Annotated in this window: 16 protein-coding genes; 8 read left to right on the top strand and 8 right to left on the bottom strand. The window is 62.3% G+C overall.

Annotated elements, in window-relative coordinates; translation table 11 throughout:
- Positions 1-323: 323 nt before the first annotated feature.
- On the bottom strand, positions 324-1,535 hold the full coding sequence (tyrS, locus tag AC0GUR_RS17080) for a tyrosine--tRNA ligase (protein ID WP_472878705.1): 1,212 nt from the start codon (positions 1,533-1,535) through the stop codon (positions 324-326).
- Between the two features lie 183 nt (positions 1,536-1,718).
- On the opposite strand from tyrS, the gene AC0GUR_RS17075 reads away from it, so the two are divergent.
- Both AC0GUR_RS17075 and AC0GUR_RS17070 read left to right on the top strand, forming a co-directional pair.
- Complete coding sequence (locus AC0GUR_RS17075) at positions 1,719-3,158, top strand: OapA family protein (protein ID WP_472878704.1); 1,440 nt, start codon at positions 1,719-1,721, stop codon at positions 3,156-3,158.
- 5 nt (positions 3,159-3,163) lie between these two features.
- Positions 3,164-4,282: an anhydro-N-acetylmuramic acid kinase gene (locus AC0GUR_RS17070; RefSeq protein ID WP_472878703.1), complete on the top strand. Its 1,119-nt coding sequence runs from the start codon at positions 3,164-3,166 to the stop codon at positions 4,280-4,282.
- Positions 4,283-4,295: 13 nt separating this feature from the next.
- Here the strand turns inward: AC0GUR_RS17070 and AC0GUR_RS17065 are convergent, their stop codons facing one another.
- The 3 genes from AC0GUR_RS17065 to AC0GUR_RS17055 form a co-directional block, all read right to left on the bottom strand.
- Positions 4,296-4,601 (bottom strand): hypothetical protein, encoded by a 306-nt coding sequence (locus AC0GUR_RS17065; RefSeq protein ID WP_472878702.1) that lies wholly within the window; start codon positions 4,599-4,601, stop codon positions 4,296-4,298.
- A 100-nt stretch (positions 4,602-4,701) separates the two neighbouring features.
- Positions 4,702-6,009, bottom strand: coding sequence for an AmpG family muropeptide MFS transporter (locus AC0GUR_RS17060; protein ID WP_472878701.1), 1,308 nt, complete (start codon positions 6,007-6,009; stop codon positions 4,702-4,704).
- Positions 5,999-6,769, bottom strand: a complete 771-nt coding sequence (locus tag AC0GUR_RS17055) for an exodeoxyribonuclease III (protein WP_472878700.1) — start codon at positions 6,767-6,769, stop codon at positions 5,999-6,001. Before AC0GUR_RS17055 ends, AC0GUR_RS17060 begins: the two co-directional genes overlap by 11 nt.
- 34 nt (positions 6,770-6,803) lie before the next feature.
- On the opposite strand from AC0GUR_RS17055, the gene AC0GUR_RS17050 reads away from it, so the two are divergent.
- The 3 genes from AC0GUR_RS17050 (at position 6,804) to AC0GUR_RS17040 (ending at position 8,736) form a co-directional block, all read left to right on the top strand.
- Positions 6,804-7,301, top strand: a complete 498-nt coding sequence (locus AC0GUR_RS17050; protein WP_472878699.1) for a GNAT family N-acetyltransferase — start codon at positions 6,804-6,806, stop codon at positions 7,299-7,301.
- Positions 7,302-7,324: 23 nt separating this feature from the next.
- Entirely contained in the window at positions 7,325-7,972 is a 648-nt protein-coding gene (gene pyrE, locus AC0GUR_RS17045) for an orotate phosphoribosyltransferase (RefSeq protein WP_472878698.1), read from the top strand.
- Between the two features lie 110 nt (positions 7,973-8,082).
- Positions 8,083-8,736: a DUF4124 domain-containing protein gene (locus AC0GUR_RS17040; protein WP_472878697.1), complete on the top strand. Its 654-nt coding sequence runs from the start codon at positions 8,083-8,085 to the stop codon at positions 8,734-8,736.
- A gap of 94 nt (positions 8,737-8,830) precedes the next feature.
- Here the strand turns inward: AC0GUR_RS17040 and AC0GUR_RS17035 are convergent, their stop codons facing one another.
- Genes AC0GUR_RS17035 through coaBC form a run of 3 tightly spaced genes read right to left on the bottom strand, consistent with a single transcriptional unit; the run spans position 8,831 to position 12,880 of the window.
- Positions 8,831-11,167: a phosphomannomutase/phosphoglucomutase gene (locus tag AC0GUR_RS17035; protein ID WP_472878696.1), complete on the bottom strand. Its 2,337-nt coding sequence runs from the start codon at positions 11,165-11,167 to the stop codon at positions 8,831-8,833.
- A gap of 55 nt (positions 11,168-11,222) precedes the next feature.
- A complete protein-coding gene (dut, locus tag AC0GUR_RS17030) occupies positions 11,223-11,678 on the bottom strand; it encodes a dUTP diphosphatase (RefSeq protein WP_472878695.1) in 456 nt (151 codons plus the stop codon).
- Complete coding sequence (coaBC, locus tag AC0GUR_RS17025; protein WP_472878694.1) at positions 11,675-12,880, bottom strand: bifunctional phosphopantothenoylcysteine decarboxylase/phosphopantothenate--cysteine ligase CoaBC; 1,206 nt, start codon at positions 12,878-12,880, stop codon at positions 11,675-11,677. The genes dut and coaBC overlap by 4 nt, the downstream gene beginning before the upstream one ends.
- 197 nt (positions 12,881-13,077) lie before the next feature.
- On the opposite strand from coaBC, the gene radC reads away from it, so the two are divergent.
- The 3 genes from radC (at position 13,078) to AC0GUR_RS17010 (ending at position 16,679) form a co-directional block, all read left to right on the top strand.
- Entirely contained in the window at positions 13,078-13,749 is a 672-nt protein-coding gene (gene radC, locus AC0GUR_RS17020) for a RadC family protein (RefSeq protein ID WP_472878693.1), read from the top strand.
- A 488-nt stretch (positions 13,750-14,237) separates the two neighbouring features.
- On the top strand, positions 14,238-15,929 hold the full coding sequence (argS, locus tag AC0GUR_RS17015) for an arginine--tRNA ligase (RefSeq protein WP_472878692.1): 1,692 nt from the start codon (positions 14,238-14,240) through the stop codon (positions 15,927-15,929).
- Positions 15,930-16,679: an SPOR domain-containing protein gene (locus AC0GUR_RS17010; protein ID WP_472878691.1), complete on the top strand. Its 750-nt coding sequence runs from the start codon at positions 15,930-15,932 to the stop codon at positions 16,677-16,679.
- A gap of 132 nt (positions 16,680-16,811) precedes the next feature.
- Here the strand turns inward: AC0GUR_RS17010 and AC0GUR_RS17005 are convergent, their stop codons facing one another.
- Complete coding sequence (locus tag AC0GUR_RS17005; protein ID WP_472878690.1) at positions 16,812-20,129, bottom strand: autotransporter family protein; 3,318 nt, start codon at positions 20,127-20,129, stop codon at positions 16,812-16,814.
- Between the last annotated feature and the right edge of the window lie 220 nt (positions 20,130-20,349).

Genomic DNA, 20,349 nt, shown 5'->3' with positions numbered 1-20,349 from the left:
CACACAAGTCACCTGCGCACACTGTCAAAGATCTTAATCACTTGCTGACCGTTTCCGTTTCAGCGTTGGAACATTTCGTTCCGAGTGAGCCGCTCATCTTACATCGTTTTTCCTGTCCGTCAACACCGTTTGCAAAGAATTTTTGCTTTCGTTGTTGCCGTCCGGAGGGCGATGCCAGCGGCGGGAGGCGAATAATAGGCACGCCCCCCACCTTTGACAAGCAATTTTTGAAATTATTTTTCATGTTTCGCGTAAGACATTGTTCTCACGCGAAACTCTTTTCTTTCTTTTTATCGCGACGACGTTGCGTCGTCGCGATGAACTCACGCCTGAGTCAACAACACACGGGCGAAGTTGCGCTTGCCGATCTGCAAAACACCCTCAAAACCGGGGGTAAACACGCGCTGTGCGTCTTCAACGACTTCTGCATCGATGCGTACTGCACGTTCTTTGAGCTTCCGGTTCGCTTCCGCATTGCTCGGCGTGAGTCCCGCTGCAGTAAGTAGTGCAGGAAGACGCAGACCTTCCGCGGGCACATTGATTTCGGTGAGTGGAAGCAAGCTGGTGTCGCCCTCACCTCGCACCACAGCGTGCCAGCCTGCAATCGCCTGCTCCGCTGCAGCCGCATCATGGAAGCGCGTGGCCAGTTCACGCGCCAACTTGAGCTTGGCGTCGCGGGGATTGAGCGCGCCGCTCGCCACTTCCTGCTTCATGCGAGCGATATCGTCCATCGAGGTTTCGAAGCTGAGCAGCTCGAACCAGCGCCACATGAGGTCGTCGCCGATCTTCAGCGTCTTGGTGACGATGTCGATGGCCGGCTCATTGATACCAATGTAGTTGCCCAGGGACTTGGACATCTTGTTGACACCATCCAGGCCCTCGAGCAGCGGCATGGTGAGCACAATCTGCGGCGGCTGGCCGTGGTGCTCCTGCAGGGCACGGCCCATCAGGAGGTTGAACTTCTGGTCAGTGCCACCGAGCTCGACGTCGCACTTGAGCGCCACCGAGTCATAGCCCTGCACCAGCGGATAGAGGAATTCGTGGATGGCGATGGGCTGCTGGCCGGCGAAGCGCTTGGAGAAGTCGTCGCGCTCAAGCATGCGCGCCACAGTGTGCTGGGCGGCAAGCTTGATCATGTCGGCCGCCGACATCTGGCCGAACCACTCGGAGTTGAAGCGCAGCTCGGTGCGTTCCTTGTCCAACACCTTATAGACCTGCTCGGCGTAGGTCTCGGCGTTGGCCAGCACGTCTTCGCGCGACAGCGGTTTGCGGGTGACGTTTTTACCGGTGGGGTCGCCGATCATGCCGGTGAAGTCGCCGATAAGGAAAATGACCTGGTGCCCCAGGTCCTGGAACTGCCGCATCTTATTGAGCAGCACCGTGTGACCCAGGTGGAGGTCGGGCGCGGTGGGGTCAAAGCCCGCCTTGATGCGCAGCGGACGACCCAGCTTCAGGCGTGCGGCCAGATCCTCCTGCTTGATGATTTCGTCGGCGCCGCGCGCGATGGTGGCCAGCGCCTGCTCAAGCTCGTTCATGTATTCCTCAAATTTTCGTTGTCTGGATGGCCCCTGAAATCATAGCTTCTGAGGCCCTCCCGTTAATTGTGTGTTAACCCGAAAGATCGCGCAACCCATTGATGGAAAAGGCGTTGACGCCCTTTGCACAAGGCCGCTATGGTACGCGCCAATTAGAATATTGGTACCTGGGGAACGCCGGGCATGGGTGAGAGAAACGAGACCGCGCGCTCAGCGCGTAAATTGGCCATGCGCCGAAAGGCGCAGCGTCGTCACTCTCACTTTTATGAGCGTTGTGCCCATTGGTCCTTTGGCTGCCACGGTGACGTGGAGCCGATTCGCTGGCACCGCGAGCGCTGGATGCTTGCGGGCACGGCGCTACTGATTACCGCCGTTTCCGGCTTTCTGATCCCTGCATGGGCCAGTGCGATGCGCCCGGATACGATTTCCACCGCGCACGCTGTGCTGCCGTTGGCGCTGCCCAAGGTGGCCCCTGAAGTAACCAACTTACCGACAGTGGAAGACTGGCACATCGTGCAGGTGCAGCCGGGCCAGACACTCTCTGATCTGTTCCAGAGCCAGGGCCTCAGCCTTACCGACGTGCAGCATGTGGTGGATCAGTCGAGCGACGCCAAGGCGTTGCACCACATTAGTCCGGGCCAGGAGTTCGACTTCCTGCTCGACAGCGACGGCAGCCTCAAGGGCATCCGCTTCGACAAAGACGAATCCAACCGCACCACCATGCGCTTCGATGGCAGCAAGGCGACGGTGACGGCAGAGTCGCGCGAGGTTGAGCATCGCGAGCACGTGGCCCACGGCATCATCGACAGCTCGCTGTTTGCCGCGGGCTCCAAGGCTGGCATGAGCAATGCGATGGTGCTCAAGCTGGCCGAGCTCTTCAAATACGACATCGACTTTGTGCAGGACCTGCGCGAAGGCGACAGCTTTACGGTGATTTACGACGACGTGTACCGCGATGGCGCTTACCTGCATGAGGGCGAGATCGTCGCGGCCGAGTTTGTCAATCAGGGCGATCGCTACACCGCCTACCGCTTTAAGAAAGAAGACGGCAGCTACGGCTGGTTCAGTGAGGATGGTCGCCCCATCCAGAAATCCTTCCTGCGTATTCCGGTGGATTTCACCCGCATCTCTTCGCAGTTCAGCGCGGCGCGCATGCATCCGGTGCTGGGAACCATGCGCGCACACAAGGGCGTGGACTATGCGGCGCCTACCGGCACGCCAATCCATGCCGCCGGTGATGGCATCATCAAGTTCAAGGGCTGGATGAACGGTTACGGCAATTTCGTCATCGTCCAGCACAACGGCTCCATCAGCACCGCGTATGGCCACATGTCGAAGTTCGGCAATGAGAAAGTGGGCCAGCGTGTGAGCCAGGGCGCGGTGATCGGCTACGTCGGCATGACCGGCCTTGCCACCGGTCCGCATCTTCACTACGAATTCCGCGTCAACGACGTGCAGCGTGACCCGCAAAAGGTCACCCTGCCCAAGCCCGAGCCGCTGCCGGCCGCGCAACTGGCCAAGTTCAGGTCGCAGGTGGTGCAGCCGCAGCTGGCACGTCTGAAGACCCTGGATTCCAATATGAAGCTGGCCCGCGCCAGCGGCACCAAACGCAACGACGACTGATCGCAGTGAACGACGCCTCGGCGCTTTATCTTGGCCTGATCTCAGGCACCAGCGCCGACGGCATCGATGCCGCACTGGTGCGCTTTGAGCAGAACACACCGCAGCTGGTCGATGCGTTGACGCATCCATGGCCAGAACCCTTGCGTGCTCGCATCCTGGCTGTGGCGCAGGATGAAACGCGGCTGGATCTCGACGCCTACGGTCGGCTGGATGTGGCGATCGGCCAGTGTTTCGCCGACGCGGCGCAGAACCTTTTGTCGCGAAACCCTTCACTGATTCCGAACGTGCGCGCCATCGGCTCGCATGGGCAGACCCTGCGGCATCGGCCCGCCGGGGAGTTTCCGTTTACCTTGCAGGTCGGCGACGCCTCGGTGATCGCGGAACGCTGCGGCATCGATGTCGTCGCCGATTTTCGCCGCGCCGACGTGGCTGCCGGTGGCCAGGGCGCGCCCTTGCTGCCCGCGGTCCACGCCATGCTGCTCGCGCAGCCAGACCACACACGCGTGGTGTTGAACCTTGGCGGCATTGCCAACATCACGGTGCTTGGCAGCGCAGGCGAAGTGTTTGGTTTCGATACGGGTCCAGCCAATGGTTTGATGGATGCGTGGAACCTGCGCCATCGCGGCACGGCCTACGATGCCGGCGGCGCGTTTGCGGCATCTGGCCAAGTCGACGAAACGCTGCTGACCGAGCTGTTGGCTGACCCTTACTTCGCCCTGCCCCCGCCCAAGAGCACGGGCCGCGAACATTTCCACCTGGCGTGGCTGGAGTCCCATGCGCGCGTCATGGCGCTGGCTCCGGCGGATGTGCAGGCCACGTTGCTGGAGCTCTCGGTGCGCAGCGTGGTGAATGCGATCGAGCACCACGCTGCCTCGGCTATCGACGTGCTTGCTTGCGGTGGCGGCGTCCACAACCACCTGCTCATGCAGCGCCTGGGCGAACTGCTGGGTTCGCGCACGCTGACTAGTACCGCTACGCACGGCGTCGACCCGGATTATCTGGAAGCCACGGCATTTGCCTGGTTGGCCCGCCAGCGCCTGCTTGGTTTGCCGGGCAACCTACCAGCGGTGACCGGTGCGCGCGGTCTGCGCGTGCTGGGCGCGGTGTATCCCGCGCCGCACTGAATCCTTCCGCGACTTACAGGCTGTCATCATCGCCGAGCGTGCGGCCGCGCTGCGCCAGCGCCGAGGCCGGTGCGCGCGAAAGTGCCTGCACCGCTTCCTGAAAGGCGGCCTTTTCGCTGGCATCCCACTGACCGCCCAAGGTGGTCAGGTCGCCGGGATCGAGCATCGTCTCGGCAAACAGGTTGGTTGAAGCCATGCCGAGGCCGTGACGCAGTGCATGGAGCACTACGTCATTGATCGACCACTGCCGTTCCTTGGCCAGCGCTTTGATGCGCTCGGCCATAAGGTTGTCGATATGGCGTATGACGAGGTCCGGCACGGACACTCCCTCCTGCAGTCATAAGCCCCCTGTGTGGACCATCTTGGCACAGGGTCACGCTAGAAGAGAATCGGCCGACTGGCTGATTCTCACGCCGGACTCATTCGGCCGGGGCGCCGTCCGTATCCGGGCGGTCGCGGCCAAATCGTGGCCACAGGACAGCGAACAGCAACATCGCAGGAAGTATCGAAATCACGGTGATGGCGAAATATCCGCCATAGCCCATGACGGCGACGAGGCCACCCGCAAAGAACCCCAGCACCTTGCCCGGAAGGTTCACCAGCGAGCTCAGCAGCGCATATTGTGTGGCCGTGTGCTGTCGGTTCACCAACAAGGAGAGGAAGGCCACGGTCGGTGGTCCGAGCAGACCTTCGGCAAAGTTCTGCCCGGAAATTGCCAGCGTCAATATCGCGAGATTCCCTTGGTTTCCGAGCAGCGTCAGATAGAGCAGATTGCTGCAGCCCCCCAACACGATAGCCACGCCCAGGGTTCGCCAGGCGCCCCAGCGCGCTACAGCCGCACCGCCTACGAACGCACCTGCGATACCGATCCAGACGCCATAAATCTTCGTCACCGCGCCGATCTCGGTCTTGCTGAAGCCCATGTCACGCATGAACGGATTGAAGATGGTACCGATGGACTGTTCTGGCAGCTTGAACACCAAGATAAACAACAGCGTGAGCCCCGCAATGGGCCAGCTGTATCGGCGAAAGAAATCGGCGAACGGATCGATCACGCTCTCGCGCATCGCCATGCGCCAGCTGGGCGGCCTCGGGCGCGCTACCGCGGGTTCTCGCATGATGAACGTGGTGACGATCGGCACCACCATCGCCGCCGCCATGGCCACATAGATCCACGACCAGGCAATGTGGTCTGCCAAAATCAGCGCGACCGCACCGGCGAGCAGCAGGCCTAGCCGATAGCCCAGCGCGTAAGTCGCCACCAGCGCGCCCTGAGCGGAAGGTGGCGCAATTTCGATGCGATAGGCATCAATGGCGATGTCCTGGGTGGCCCCCATGAAGGCCACCAGTAAGGTGGCCAGCACAAAGGGCTGCAGGCGATGGGGCGTGAACGACGCCATCAGCAACAGACCGCAGAGCACGCCCAACTGTGCAAACAGCAACCAGCCGCGACGCAATCCCAATCGGGTGAACAGCGGCAGTCGCCAGTGATCGAGCAGTGGTGCCCAAAGAAACTTGAGCGCGTAGCTCATGCCCGCGCTGGCAATCATCGTGACGCTCTTCAGAGCGATGCCGTTTTCCTTCAGCCACAGCGACAGCGTGACGGACACCAGCAAGAATGGCAGTCCAGAGGAAAACCCCAGCAGACACATGGTCCACGCCGCCGGCTCCGTAAACGAACGCCAGACCGACGGCTTTTGCTTTGCCGGCACCGCCTCAGTCGGCATAGTCGACCGTAAACGGCGCATGGTCGGAGAAGCGCTCGTCGCGGTAGATGGCGCAGTGCTTCAGTCGATCACGCAGCGATGGGGTCACGATCTGGTAGTCGATACGCCAACCCACGTCGTTGGCTCGCGCATTACCGCGATTGGACCACCAGGTGTAGTCCTCGCCCTTGGGCTTGAGCGACCGATAGCTGTCCACCCAGCCGTGCTTGTCGATGAGGTCGTTGAGCCAGGTGCGCTCTTCGGGCAGGCAGCCGGAGTTCTTCTGGTTGGATTTCCAGTTCTTGATGTCCAGCTCGCTACGCACGATGTTCCAGTCGCCACACAGCACATAGTCGCGCCCGCTCTTCAGCCACTTGGCGAAAATCGGCGACAGCCAATCCATCACCTCGAACTTGAACTGCTGCCGCTCCTCACCCGACGAGCCCGACGGCACGTACATCGAGATCACGCTGAGATTGCCGAAGCGCGCTTCGATATAGCGGCCTTCGTTGTCGAACGCATCCCAGCCCAGCTCGGTAAGCACGTCATCCGGCTCGCGCTTGGCGTAGATGGCCACGCCGCTATAGCCCTTTTTGCTGGTGGCGTCGCGGTAGAAGCAGTGGTGCCCGTCGGGGCGGAACATGGCGTCAGTGAGCTGGTCTTCCTGCGCCTTGGTTTCCTGCAGACAGACCACGTCGGCTTTCTGCTGGCGCAGCCATTCGAACACACCTTTAGTGCCGGCCGAGCGGATGCCGTTGGCATTGAGACTGATGATGCGCATGCGTCACTCCTTGAGATGGCCCATCATAGCAACCATGCCTGATCATCCTGATATCCGGGTGGTGCCTGTCGACGACGCGCTCAAACCCGCACTTTTACAGTTGTGTGTGCACGAAGCACAGCGGCCCTTCGTCGGTGCAATCACCGATCTTCTGGCTGACGCTGAAAGCTGCATCGGTTGCGAACCCATGGCGATCCTGCGGAACGGCGCGCCCATTGGCTTCTATCGCATCGAAACCATAGCGCGCTGCCTGACGGGACAGGACTTTCCTCGCCCTACGCTGGGCCTGCGCTCCTTTTTTATCGATCACCGATGGCAAGGACACGGGTTAGGCTCGCGGGCACTGTCGGCGATTTTGGAGGATCTGGCGCGCCGGCACCCGGCGGCGCGGGATATCGCCCTCACCGTGAATGTGCGCAACACGGCCGGCATGGCGCTATATCGCCGGCACGGCTTCCTGGAGAGCGAGGGGCTGTACCATGGTGGGCCTTCTGGCCCGCAGCACCTCATGTTGCGCGCCCTGCCCGTTTGACCTTTCATTAAGAGACAGCCGCCGTGCACGATTACCAGCGCGACTTCATCGAATTGACCCTGCAGCGCGAAGTGCTGCGCTTTGGCGAATTCACCCTCAAGTCCGGTCGCCAGAGCCCGTATTTCTTCAACATGGGTCGTATCGACTCCGGCGCCGCGCTGGCTAAGCTGGGACGCGCCTATGCCGCCGCCGTGGTGAACTCGGGCATTCAGGTCGACATGCTGTTTGGCCCGGCCTACAAGGGCATCGCCCTGGCCGCGGCGACCGCCATTTCGCTGGCTGACCAGCATGGCCGCGACCTGCCGTGGGCGTACAACCGCAAGGAAGCCAAAGACCATGGCGAAGGTGGCGTACTGGTCGGCGCACCGCTGAAGGGTCGCGTGCTCATCGTCGATGACGTGATGACCGCAGGCACGGCCGTACGCGAATCGCTGGCGCTGATCCACGCGCAGGGCGCTACGCCGGCAGGTGTGCTGATTGCGCTCGATCGCCAGGAGCGTGGCCAGGGTGCGCTTTCGGCGGCACAGGAAGTCACTGCGGAATTCGGCATTCCAGTGATCGCCATCACCAGCCTTGGCGATGTGCTGGCCTATGCGGGTGAGCGCCCGGAACTGGCCGCTGAGCACGCGCGGCTGATGGCTTATCGCGAACGCTATGGCGTGAACGCCTGAGCAGCGGATGGCCTTGGCGACGCAGGTCACATCACCGATTGCAGCAGCTCGGCCATGTCATGGTGCCGCGATGTCGCCCGCTATACTTCCGCCGACAAAGGGGGAAAGCCATGCGTAAAACAGTTCTCGTCATCGCGATGCTCGCGCTGACCACCGGCGTGCATGCTCAGGCGAGCAAGAGCAGCGCCAGCAGTTACCGTTATCGTTGGAAGGACGCGTCCGGCCTGCCCCACTACAGCGACAGCCTTACCCCGGACGCGCTTAAATACGGCTACGACCTGGTCAGTGATCGCGGTATCGTGGTGAAGCATGTCGACCGCGAGCTGACGCCCGATGAACAGGTCGCCGCGCAGAAGGTGGCCGATCAGAAGGCTGCCGAGGAGCGTGCCGCCCAACAGCGTGCGCGCAACGACGCGCAGCTGCTGAATGCTTACCCTTCTGAAGATGCGTACAAGGCATCGCAGCAACAAGCTCTGGACAACATTGATCAGCAGGTCGGCACCACGCGCGCCAACCTGCGCAGTCAGGAAAAGGCGCTGACCGATCTGCTGACCCGTGCGGGCGACCTGGAGCGCGCCAAGCAGCCGGTGCCCAAGTTCCTCAACGACAACATCGCCAAACAGCGCGATATCGTGGCTCATCAGCGCGACCTGCTGGAGCGCCAGCTGAATGAGCGCGAGGCCGCGGAGCAGAAGAACGCGAAGGACCTGCAGCACTACCGTGACCTGAAGGCAGCGCAGGCAAAGGAACGTCAGGGCGCGTAGTTGTCGATGTCCGGCACAAGCAGCCTTTCAGCGGCTGGAGAGCGCGGCATCTGGATCTCTAAGAAGGCCCCGGCAACGCCGGGGCCTTCTGCTTTCAGAACGGCAGCTTGAGCGCGGGATCCACCGCCAGCAGCTGTTGGCGGAACACCCTTTGGATGCGGGCTAGCGCAGCCTCGCTGTCTGCATCAAAACGCAGCACCAGAACCGGCGTGGTGTTCGAAGGCCGCACCAGACCCCAGCCATCCGACCAGTCGGCGCGCACGCCGTCGATCGTCGTGAGCGTGGCATCGCCGAAGCTTGCCTTCTGGCGGAACTGTTCCATGAAGCGGTAATGCTCGCCCTCGGCCATCTCGACCTTGAGCTCTGGCGTGGACACGCCCTTGGGACAGGAAGCAAAGATCTCTTCCGGCGTGCGCTCTTCCAGATCACCGGCGAGGATCTCCATCAACCGCGCGCCCGCGTAGATACCATCGTCAAAGCCGTACCAGCGCTCCTTGAAGAAGAAGTGGCCGCTCATCTCACCGGCCAGCTCTGCACCGGTCTCGCGCATCTTGGCTTTCATCAGCGAGTGGCCGGTGCGCCACATCAGCGGACTGCCACCGGCATCGAGGATCTCACCCTTAAGGTGCCCAGTGCACTTCACGTCATAAATGACCGTGGCGCCCGGCTGGCGGGACAGCACATCACGGGCAAACAGCATGAGCGTGCGATCGGGGAAGATGATTTCACCCTCCTTCGTCACGACGCCAAGGCGGTCGCCATCGCCATCGAAGGCGATGCCAAGATCCGCGCCGGTCTGTTTCACGGCGAAGATCAGGTCTTCCAGGTTGTGCGGATCGGACGGGTCGGGGTGGTGGTTGGGGAAGGTGCCGTCGACATCGCAGTACAGGGGCACCACCTCACAGCCGATGCCTTCCAGCACCTGCGGCGCCACGGCACCCGCGATGCCGTTACCGCAGTCCACCACCACCTTCAAGCGGCGCTCGGCCTGCACGTCGGAGGCAATGCGCTCCACGTAATCGGGCAGCACATCCACCAGGCGCAACTTGCCCTTGCCACCGCGCTCCAGGCGGTTGCCGGCGATGCGCTGATACAAGTCCTGGATGGCGCCTTCGGACAAGGTCTCACCGCCCACCACAATCTTGAAGCCGTTGTATTCCGGCGGGTTATGGCTGCCGGTCACCGCCACGCCACAGCCGGTGTTGAAACGGAAGGCTGCGAAATAGACCACCGGTGTCGGCACTGCACCTACGTCGATCACATCGATGCCGGCCTCGCGCAAGCCATCGGCGAGGGATCCTGCAAGCTCAGGGCCGGACAGACGACCGTCCCTGCCCACCACCATCTCTAACAGCCCGCGCTCGCGCATCAGGGTGCCGATCGCCTGACCCAGCAGGCGGGCAACGTCCTTGGTCAACGACTTACCGACCACGCCGCGCACGTCATAAGCGCGGAAGATCGTGGGATCCACGGTGACGGGTGCGGAGGCCGATGCCCGTTTGATCGCTTCGAGACGGGCGGTAGCAGCCGGCTTGGGCGGTTCGGGATTCGCTTCGATAAGATCGGAGAAGACCGGCTCGTCCGACACCTGATCACGTGCTCCACGTGGATGGCTACGTAGCCACAACAGATAGAGACCGCCACCCAGACCCAGTACGCCAAGCACCGCCGTCAGCAGCCAGCTGTGCGGGAAGACGACGTAGGCCACCGGCACAGCTGCCACCACGCTGAGCGTACTGCCGGCCACTGGTTCGCCGGCATTCGACTCACGCTCGGCGGAAGCACTGCCTCGCGCCAGCAGGCGCAAATCGCCGCGATCATCGCCCTGGCGAAGCTCCAGTCGACCACCGGCGGGCGAAATGGACTCGAAACGTTCCTGCACAGGGTCAAACGGCAATGCCACCCACACCCAGGCTTTCGGATGCTCGGGTCGCCCGGCAGGAACCACCAGACTGAGCGCACGACCGCCCTTGAGGCTGGGCACGGTTTGCGCCAAGGGTTTGCCTTCGGCCGATTGCGCCGCCATCAACTGGGCGGCCTTGCCATAACCAAATGCCCGATAGTTGGCGTGCAGCACCTCATCAAGACTGCCGCTGTACACATTCAATGCCAGCGCCTGGGGAAGCTCCTGGCGCAAGGTAGTCGCCGCCTGCTCCGGGTCGGCGGCGAGCGCCGCCGGATCCATGGCATGGATGGCAGCGTCAATATGGCCACGTTCGCTGGCGATTTCCGCTGCCAATGCTTCCGCAGCCTGCTTCTGCGCGACATGCACGCGCTCGATGGCGCTGGCTTCGTCGGCGATCAGCCACGTTTGCCAGAGGCAGAATAAGCCGCCGAGCAGCAGCAAGGTGCCCGCCACCAAAGGCAGCAAGCGATTCCAGTCGATTGGTCCAAGCAGCGGTCGCCCGCCGAGGCTCATACTTTTCGCCATGCCCTGTCCCCACACAGGCTAGGTGGACGGGCGCAAACGCACCCGAATCGCTCGCCTAGTTGACTCCGGTTGATCCAAACCCGCCCTCGCCCCTCTGCGATGGCGCGAACTCCTTGACCACATTCAGCCGCGCCTGCGCCACCGGCACCAGCAGCAGCTGGGCGATACGATCGCCCACCGCGATGGTGTAAGGCTGCGAGCCACGGTTCCAGCAAGAAATCATCAACGGACCCTGGTAGTCGGCATCGATGACACCGACCAGGTTGCCCATGACCAGACCATGTTTATGACCCAGGCCGGAGCGCGGCACGATGAGCGCACACCAGCCCGGGTCGCCAATATGTATGGCCATGCCGCTGGGCACCAGCGTGCTCTCGCCAGGCTGCAGGGTGATCGCCGATTCCACCGCGGCGCGCAGATCCATGCCGGCACTGCCGCTGGTTGCCGGTTCCGGCAGCGGAATGGTGTCACCCAGGCGCGGGTCGAGAACTTTCAGTTCGACATCGATCATCCACGCACCGCCCGGTAACGCTCAGCCACCTTCGCCACCAGCTGATGCGCCAGTTCGGTCTTGGATGCACGCGGCAGTTCGATAGCCCCTTCTGGGCCATAAAGAGTGAGTGCGTTGTCGGCGGCCTCGAAGCCGAGGCCATCACCCACCTGGTTGGCGGCAATCATGTCCAATCCCTTGCGCTTGAGTTTGTCGCGGGCGTACTTCTCCACATCATGCGTTTCTGCGGCGAATCCGACCAAGAAGGGGCGCACGGTTTGCGCAGCCAAGGTGGCGAGGATGTCCGGGTTTTCGGCCAGATGCAGTTCGAGCGGCGCGCCGTCGTGCTTCTTGAGTTTATGGTCGGCCACTGCCGCAGGCCGGTAATCACCCACGGCAGCCGCACCAATATAGATGTCTGCGCCAGAAGCCGCAGCCACGACGGCATCGCGCATCTGCGCCGCACTGCGCACGTCGATGCGGCGAAGAATGCCGGGAGGCGTCGCCAGGCTGACCGGGCCGGCGACCAAAGTCACCTCCGCACCCGCCTGCGCAGCGGCTTCCGCCACGGCGAAGCCCATGCGGCCGGAGCTGCGATTACCGATAAACCGCACGGGATCGATGTCTTCATACGTAGGGCCGGCGCTCACCACCATCTTCAGCCCCCGCAACACGGACTTGCCGAACGAGGCAACCATGGCCTCGCGCAGCTCCAACGGCTCCAGCATTCGCCCGGAACCGATATCGCCACAGGCCTGATCGCCAGACGCCGGGCCGAGCAGATGCACGCCGCGCTGGCGCAGCGTATCGATGTTGGCCTGCACGGCGGGATGCGCCCACATTTGCTGGTTCATGGCTGGCGCCAGGTAAACCGGCGCCGCGCTGGCGAGGCATACGGTGGTCAGCAGATCATTGGCCATGCCGTGAGCGAGGCGCGCAATCAGGTCCGCGCTAGCCGGCGCAATCAGAATGCGCTCTGCCCAACGTGCCAGTTCAATATGTCCCATGGCCGCTTCGGCCTCGGCATCCCACAGGCTCATACGCACCGGCTGGCCCGACAGCGCCTGAAAGGTCGTGGCGCTGACGAAATGGGTGGCGCCTTCGGTCATCACCACCCGGACCTCGGCATCGAGGTCACGCAGGCGACGAACGAGCTCGCAAGACTTGTAGGCGGCAATGCCACCAGACACGCCAAGCAGAATGCGGCGTTGGGCAAGACTCATGATGTAGGCCTGACAAACGTGTTTGGCCTCGTAGCTTACCGGAATCATTCGATGGGCTCGGCAATCAACGGCGCAAAGGTTCCGACAAGGGACGGCGCGATCGTCGTCCTGACCTACGCACTCTCCATTGCCACCCCGACTCGACGCCCGGTAGTCCGCTGATGGGTTTCCCCACGGCAGGCCGGCACGCTGGAGCGATGAGTATCCGAGAATGGCCTGAGCTGGAACGCCCCCGCGAAAAACTATTGGCGCGCGGCTGCGCGTCCCTGTCCGACAGCGAGCTGATTGCCGTCTTGCTTGGCAGTGGGGTACCCGGAAAAGACGCCATCGCACTGGGGCGCGAACTTCTCCATATAAGCGGTGGACTGAGCGCCTTGCTGGCCAACCCCGGCGACGCCGCCCAGTTGCGCGGCATCGGGCCGGCCAAACGATCCCGCCTGATCGCCGCCCTGGAGCTGGCCCGCCGTTCATTGGCGGAGCAACTGGCCGAGCGCCCCACCCTGAACAACCCCAGCGATAGCGGCGAGTACCTGCGCGCCCAGTTGCGCCACCTCCCCTATGAGGTATTTAGCTGCCTGTTCCTCGACAATCGACACCGAGTTCTCGCATTTGAGGAGTTGTTCCGCGGCACGGTGGACGGTGCCAACGTGCATCCTCGCGAGGTGGTGCGGGCGTGCCTGCGCCACAACGCGGCCGCCGTCATCTTTGCCCACAACCACCCCTCCGGCGTCGCCGAACCCAGCGCGGCGGACCGGGCCATCACCCATGAATTGCGGTCCACCTTGGACGCGATCGGGGTTCGGGTGCTGGATCACCTGGTGATCGGCAGCGGCGCCCCGGTGTCGATGGCCGCACTCGGCCTGCTGTAGTCAACCCGAAGCCCAAAAAACAACGGCGCGGGGGGAGATCCGCGCCGTTCGGCCGTTTTGTGGGGAGAGAAGGAGTAACGGCAGCCTCCTTTGTCCCAGCCAGCGGGGAGGTGCCGGGGGACGGAGAACAGTGTGGCAGTGCCGCATGACAGGGGCGTGACGCGGGGGCAGTCAAGACCCGTACTGTCAGGCTTCCCCCTCGTGTTCTCGACTTATGCACATTCGGTGTGCGACGGCACTTTCCGGTCACTTGCTCTCAGCCACATCACGTGTAGCAAGCAAGATTATGATTTTATGTGCTTTTTTTCATGACATGATGATTTCTGCCGGGATTAGCACGAGACAAGCGCTCAGCCGCAGGTGATTCCTCACAGACTTATCCACAGACTTTTCCTCCGCAGCGCAACACGCTGACCAGGCAGCACAAACCGGCCTCGACGGCGCTGGTCTGATAGGATTGCCGATTCCATCGTCGCCCGACCCATACCGTGAAAGAACAGCTGCGCGAACTGCTGCTGCAGGCCATTCGCACCCTGCAGAATGACTCCACCCTGCCCGCGGACCTCGAAGTGCCCAACTTCGTGATCGAGCGTACGCGCAGCCGGGAGCACGGCGACTTCGCCGCTAACGCCGCGATGCTGCTGGCCAAGCCAGCCCGCGCCAAGCCGCGCGAGCTGGCCGAGAAGCTGGTCGCCGCCCTGTCCGCCAATGGGCTGGTGGGCAAGGTCGAGATCGCCGGCCCCGGCTTCATCAATTTCTTCCTCGCCCCCGGTGCCTATCACGCCGAAGTGGATCGGGCGCTGACCGAAGGCAGCACCTACGGTCGCAGCACCACCGGCAAGGGCGTGACGGCAGGCGTGGAATTCGTTTCTGCCAACCCAACCGGCCCGCTTCACGTCGGCCACGGCCGCAACGCCGTGCTGGGCGACTGCATCGCCCGCGTGCTAGACGCTGCCGGCTGGAACGTGAAGCGCGAGTTCTACTACAACGACGCTGGCGTGCAGATCCACAACCTGGCCATCTCCACCCAGGCCCGTGCGCGCGGCATCACGCCGAACGACGCCGGCTGGCCGGAAGACGGCTACCGCGGCGACTACATCGCCGACGTGGCGCAGGCCTACTTGAATGGCGACAGCGTCGAAGTGGAAGGCCACGTCGTCACCGGCGCCAAGAACGTCGACGATCTGGAAGCCATCCGCCATTTCGCGGTGGCCTACCTGCGCCGCGAGCAGAACCTCGACCTGGCCGCCTTCGGCGTCGGCTTCGACGTGTACTACCTTGAGTCCTCGCTCTACACCGAGCACAAGGTCGAAGAGACCGTCAGCAAGCTGGTCGCCCATGGCCACACCTACGAGGAAGGCGGCGCGCTGTGGCTGCGCTCGACCGACTACGGTGACGACAAGGACCGCGTGATGCGCAAGTCCGACGGCAGCTATACGTACTTCGTGCCGGACGTCGCCTACCACATGACCAAGTGGCAGCGCGGCTACGTCAACGCCGTGACCGTGCTTGGTTCTGACCACCACGGCTCGCTGGCCCGCGTGAAGGCCGGTCTGCAGGCGCTGGACGAAGGCATTCCGAAAGGCTATCCGAACTACGTGCTGTACCAGATGGTGACGGTGATGCGCGGCGGCGAAGAGGTAAAACTCTCCAAGCGCGCCGGTAGCTACCTGACCCTGCGCGACCTCATCGAAGAAGCCGGCCGCGACGCCACCCGCTACTTCCTGATCGCCCGCAAGGCCGATTCGCAGCTGGTGTTCGACATCGACCTGGCCCGCTCGCAGAGCAACGACAACCCGGTCTACTACATCCAGTACGCCCACGCCCGCGTCTGCCGCGTGCTTGAGGAACTGGCCGAACGTGGCCTGCCTGCGGTCGACACCCAGGCTGGCATCGGGCAGCTGTCGCGTCTGGATACCGAGCACGAACAGGCACTGTTCACCGAGCTGTCCCGCTACCCGGAAGTGGTGGAAGCCGCCGCGGCCAATCTGGAACCTCACCTGATCGCGCAATATCTGCGCGAGCTCGCTGGCGCACTTCACAGTTACTATCACGAGCACAAATGGATCGTGGACGACGCCGAGGTGCGCAACGCGCGCATCACGCTGGTGCTCGCCACGCGCCAGGTCATCCGCAACGGTTTGGTTTTGCTGGGACTCAGTGCCCCGGAGAAGATGTAAATGGCAGCACGCAAGGGCAAAGGTCGGCAGGCCGTCCGCAACAGTAGCGGTGGCGTGCCCGGCTGGGGTTGGGCCGTTATCGGCATACTCATCGGCGCCGTGCTGATGTTCGCCATGCGCGGCCACCTGCCGATGGCGCCACAGCCCAACGAAGGCCCGCAGCCCAATGCGCAAGCCACGGCACAGCGCGGCAGCGACGCCGGCGCCGCCGGCAACGAGTCGACCTCGGCCACCGACAACACCCCTGCACCGAAGAAGCCGCAATATGACTTCTATTCCGTGCTGTCCGAAAAGGAAGTGCGTATTCCCGATGCGGTGATCAGCGCACAGGCCAAGGCCGAACAGCAGCAGAAACAACAGGCCGCCCAGCAGGCAGCGCAGGCCGCTGCCCAGCAGCAGGCTGCTGCGCAGAAACCAGCGCCTGGCCCCGCTGCGGTATCTGAAGCAGTCACCCCAGCTCCGGAATCCGCTGTGCACGCATCGGCACCTGCCGCAGCAACGGCCAGCTCCGGTGGCAATGGCTACCTGCTACAGGTGGGCGCCTTCCCGAGCGCCTCCGATGCCGAGACGCTGAAAGCCAAGCTGGCCATGCAGGGCTTTGTCGCCAACGTAGCCTCGGTCAGCGTCAACGGCCAGACCTACAACCGCGTACGTCTCGGCCCGTTCCACTCGGCCACCGAGCTGGAATCGACCAAGCAACGTCTGGCTTCCGCAGGCATCAATGCGATTGCTTTGAAGGAAGGCAAGTAAGCGAAGCGATGTGGGTCACAACATAAAAAGGCCGCGTCTAAGACGCGGCCTTTTTTCTTTGCGGTAGCCGATATACCCGGCGACACGATGACGAGGAATGGCAAGCCGCATCATTGCTGGCCGCCTCCAAGATCAGAACTGCCAGCGCAGCCCCATGTTGGCCGACCAGCCCTGTTCGCCGGCACTGCCTACGGCCGTCTGGTAGTCGGCACTGCCGTAGACGGAGAGCGTCTTGCTCAGCGAGCCCGTCACACCCGCACCCAACTGCCATGCCTGCCCCCAGCTGCCGGAGGCAAGGCTGCCGGTGATGCCCCAGGCATCGCTCGACATCGTGACCGCGCTTCGACTGTTGGCGCTCCAGAGGTAGTTCAAGCGCGCCCATGGCGTCCAACGCTGCCCTCCAGACGTATCAAGCGTCTTTCCCAGGTTGGCACCCACGCGCCCGATCCACGCACCGCTGTTCTGCAGGGTCACACTCAGGTCATCGCTGTCGGTGAAGCGGTTGGTATGCAGCGTCTGATAGACCACCTGTGCCTGCGGTTCGAGACGTAACCCGTTGGCGAATACGAACGGATAGCCACTTTCCAGCGAGTACGACCAGCCGTGCGTCTTGAAGCGGGCCATGTCGTAGCCACGCAGAGCAGTATCAACCCGCGTGTCGTAGTAGTTGCGGGCTACTACACCATCGACATAGAGGCCGTTGCCGGCAACATAAGTACCCGTGGCGGCAATGCTGTGTGCATTCATGCGCATGGCGCTGCTGCCATCCACGGCCTGCGGCGTGATGTGTGACGTACCGATGCTGCCGTACATGCCCAGACGGAACGTGGACGCATCATCTCCTGTCTTCAGCCAAGTACCGCCAATCTGGATGCCTCGGTCGTTCTGGCTGAAGCCATAACCAAACTGGCGGAAACTACGGTCGCTGCTGTATTGGTAGTTACCGCCCAACACACGTGCATAGAACTCGTCCGTATTGCCAGCCACCGATACATCGTCCTGATGGATCTCGCCAAGGCGATCGTGCAGCGTGCCAAGGTTGCGCAGGCCGTACGACAGCATCGCGCTGGATGCGCTGAGGTACGACGGCACCTGCGGCACAACTTCTCGTCGCGGTGTGGGCGCCGGCATCGGTGTCGGGTCCGGCGTTGGTGTTGGATCTGGAGTTGGCGTTGGCGTGGGTGTCGGATCGGGAGTGGGCGTCGGATCAGGCACGGTGGCATTCTGCAGGCGGTAATCCCAATACCCGTTGCCAGAACCTGCAACGACGCGCTGCGACGCGTTTGACGAGCCCGGCTGGTAGGCGACCAGGTCATAGCGCCAAGGACCCACCGCGACATAACTACCCGCAAGCGCAAAGGTCGATGCGGACGATTGCCCCGCCACCTGCGCCAGTGATATGCCTTCATTCGCTTCCATGACACCGTTGTTATTGGTGTCGGTGGAAGCACCGCTACCCGAACCAGTCACCTTTAGATAGGTCGTGCCGCCAGCGTTGCCTTCCACCAGTACGCGGTCGGTGAACTGATTGGACAGCGGGCCGCCTTCATTGAGCTGTGTGTTCAGCACTATGGTGCCGCCGTTACCCACCAGGTCATGGCTGACCACAAGCGTTTTGTGGCCTCCAGCCGGCGGTGCAAATTGGATAGTGGCGTTTTCCAGGGTCAACATGCCGACCGAAGAGTCGCCAGTCATCATCCACTGACTGCCACTATCCAGCGACAGGTTGCTCACGACATGTTGCGTCGCACCTGTCCATTGCGATCCGTTGCTTAGCGACACGATGGTGTTGGCCGCAGGCACTGGCTGACCTTGCAAGAGCGATGCATCGAATATGATGTCACCCTGTGCATTGACATGGTCGTCCATGGTCAATGCGACCTGTGCAGCCGAATCGACGACGTCCAACAGCACGCCGCTTCCACCCATCGCTTGCAGACCATGCGCGAGCTGGATGGTGGCTTTGCCAGCCGCTACCAAGGCGTGAGATTGCGTGCTGGAGATCGAGCCACCATTCATGGTCAAGGTGCCACTGGTGCCGCCAATCGCTGCGCCATAGGCGTCGGTGCCGTTAGCTAGTACATCAACGTCGCTCAGGTCAGCCTGTCCTCCGTTTTGCACCAGCAAACCGTAGGCGCTTTTGCCGCCGGTATGAATGTAACCCTTGTTCATGCTCATCGCGCCAACCACATAGCCACCGAAGGCGCCGTTGCCGCTGGTTTCGATGGTGGTGCCATCCAATACAATCTTGCTTTTAGCATCCGACCAGACGCCAATACCGGTATCGCCCTGGGTGGCAATGTCACTCCCAGTCAGCGATATGAGGCCACCCTGTCGCGCCAGAGCCCCAACGCCCTTGACCCCAGATGTACGAATCACCAGGTTTGAACCATCGATAGTTGCATTGACCGTTGGGTCGCTGGGGAATTCTGTCGATGCGTACAACGGGTAAGCGCTGGTACCCTCGGTCGTGATGCGGCTATTGGCAAAGCTGATGGTGGATGCTCGATTGTCAATGCCATGCGAGTTGTTTCCCGTCGTATGAATGTCGACATGGTCTGCCGTAATTGTCGTTTCGCTCGGCGCCCACACAGCATCCGAGCGATAACCGGTGGTGGAGATCGAAACGTCATACAACGCAATCGCCGAACCTTTCTGGTTCATGCTGATGCCATACGCGCCGTCGCCCGACGTCTGCACACCGGCGCCAGTCACGACGGCTTGAGCGCCCTGCGTCAGAAAGATGCTCGCCGATTGATTTCCCGATGTGGTGAACAAACCACCGGTGATACTGGCAAAGACTCCGGCTCGCGAGCCGTCGAGATACACCGCATGCGAACTGGTACCACGCGTCGTGACCGAGACGTTGTTAAGCGTCACCTGTCCGCGCGATGCGGTCCCTGTAACAGTCGCATCCGCAAAAATGCCGTAGGCATTCGCGGTGTTGATGCTGCTATCGCTCATGAACAGCTGGGCACCGATGATCCTCGCGCCGTTCGCCCCAACTCCTGACGTATTGATGGTGGTACCCACGGCACCGATGACGGTACCGGCATCCATGCCATACAGGCCGTAGCCTTCCAACGCCGACGTAGTGATGATGGTGCCGTTGCCGAGGGAGTCACGGCCAATAGCAGCGGAACCACCGGCTTGCGTAAGAACGCCATAACTATAGGAACCCGTGGTGTTGATGCTACCGCCGCTGAACATCAGCGAGCTGCCAACGCCATTGACCCTTGCCCCCCAGGCGTAGGAGCCCGAGGTGTTCACCAGAACGCCACCGCCTGCGGTGATGCTGCCACCATTGAGTACAGATAGCGCGGGCGTGCCATTCGCCACATAAGTATCGGGTGCAAGCACCAAACGGATGCCGTTGGCGATCTGTGGGCCGCTGGTCGCGTGCGCCGTCAGCGGCACAAGGAATGCCGCGGAAACGGCGGTTACCAACATGCGACGGGTCAGTCCGTTGCATCCATGCGTCGATGTCATCGCTGTAAGCCCTATTTGTGAGAACAATCCGTGCAGCTATGTGCGCATGGCTGCAAAACGCTACGTCCAGTTGGTACTGCTTGATCGTGTTCTGAACGAAGACCAGCGCTACCGATCTCGACATGGCGACCCAGTGCTATAGAAGTGCCTGAGTGGCTCGCCGCCTTCTCGCAGCAACAAG

It is taken from the genome of Dyella sp. PARNA 12/25, from assembly GCF_055702865.1.
This window is presented reverse-complemented; position numbering and strand designations above follow the sequence as displayed.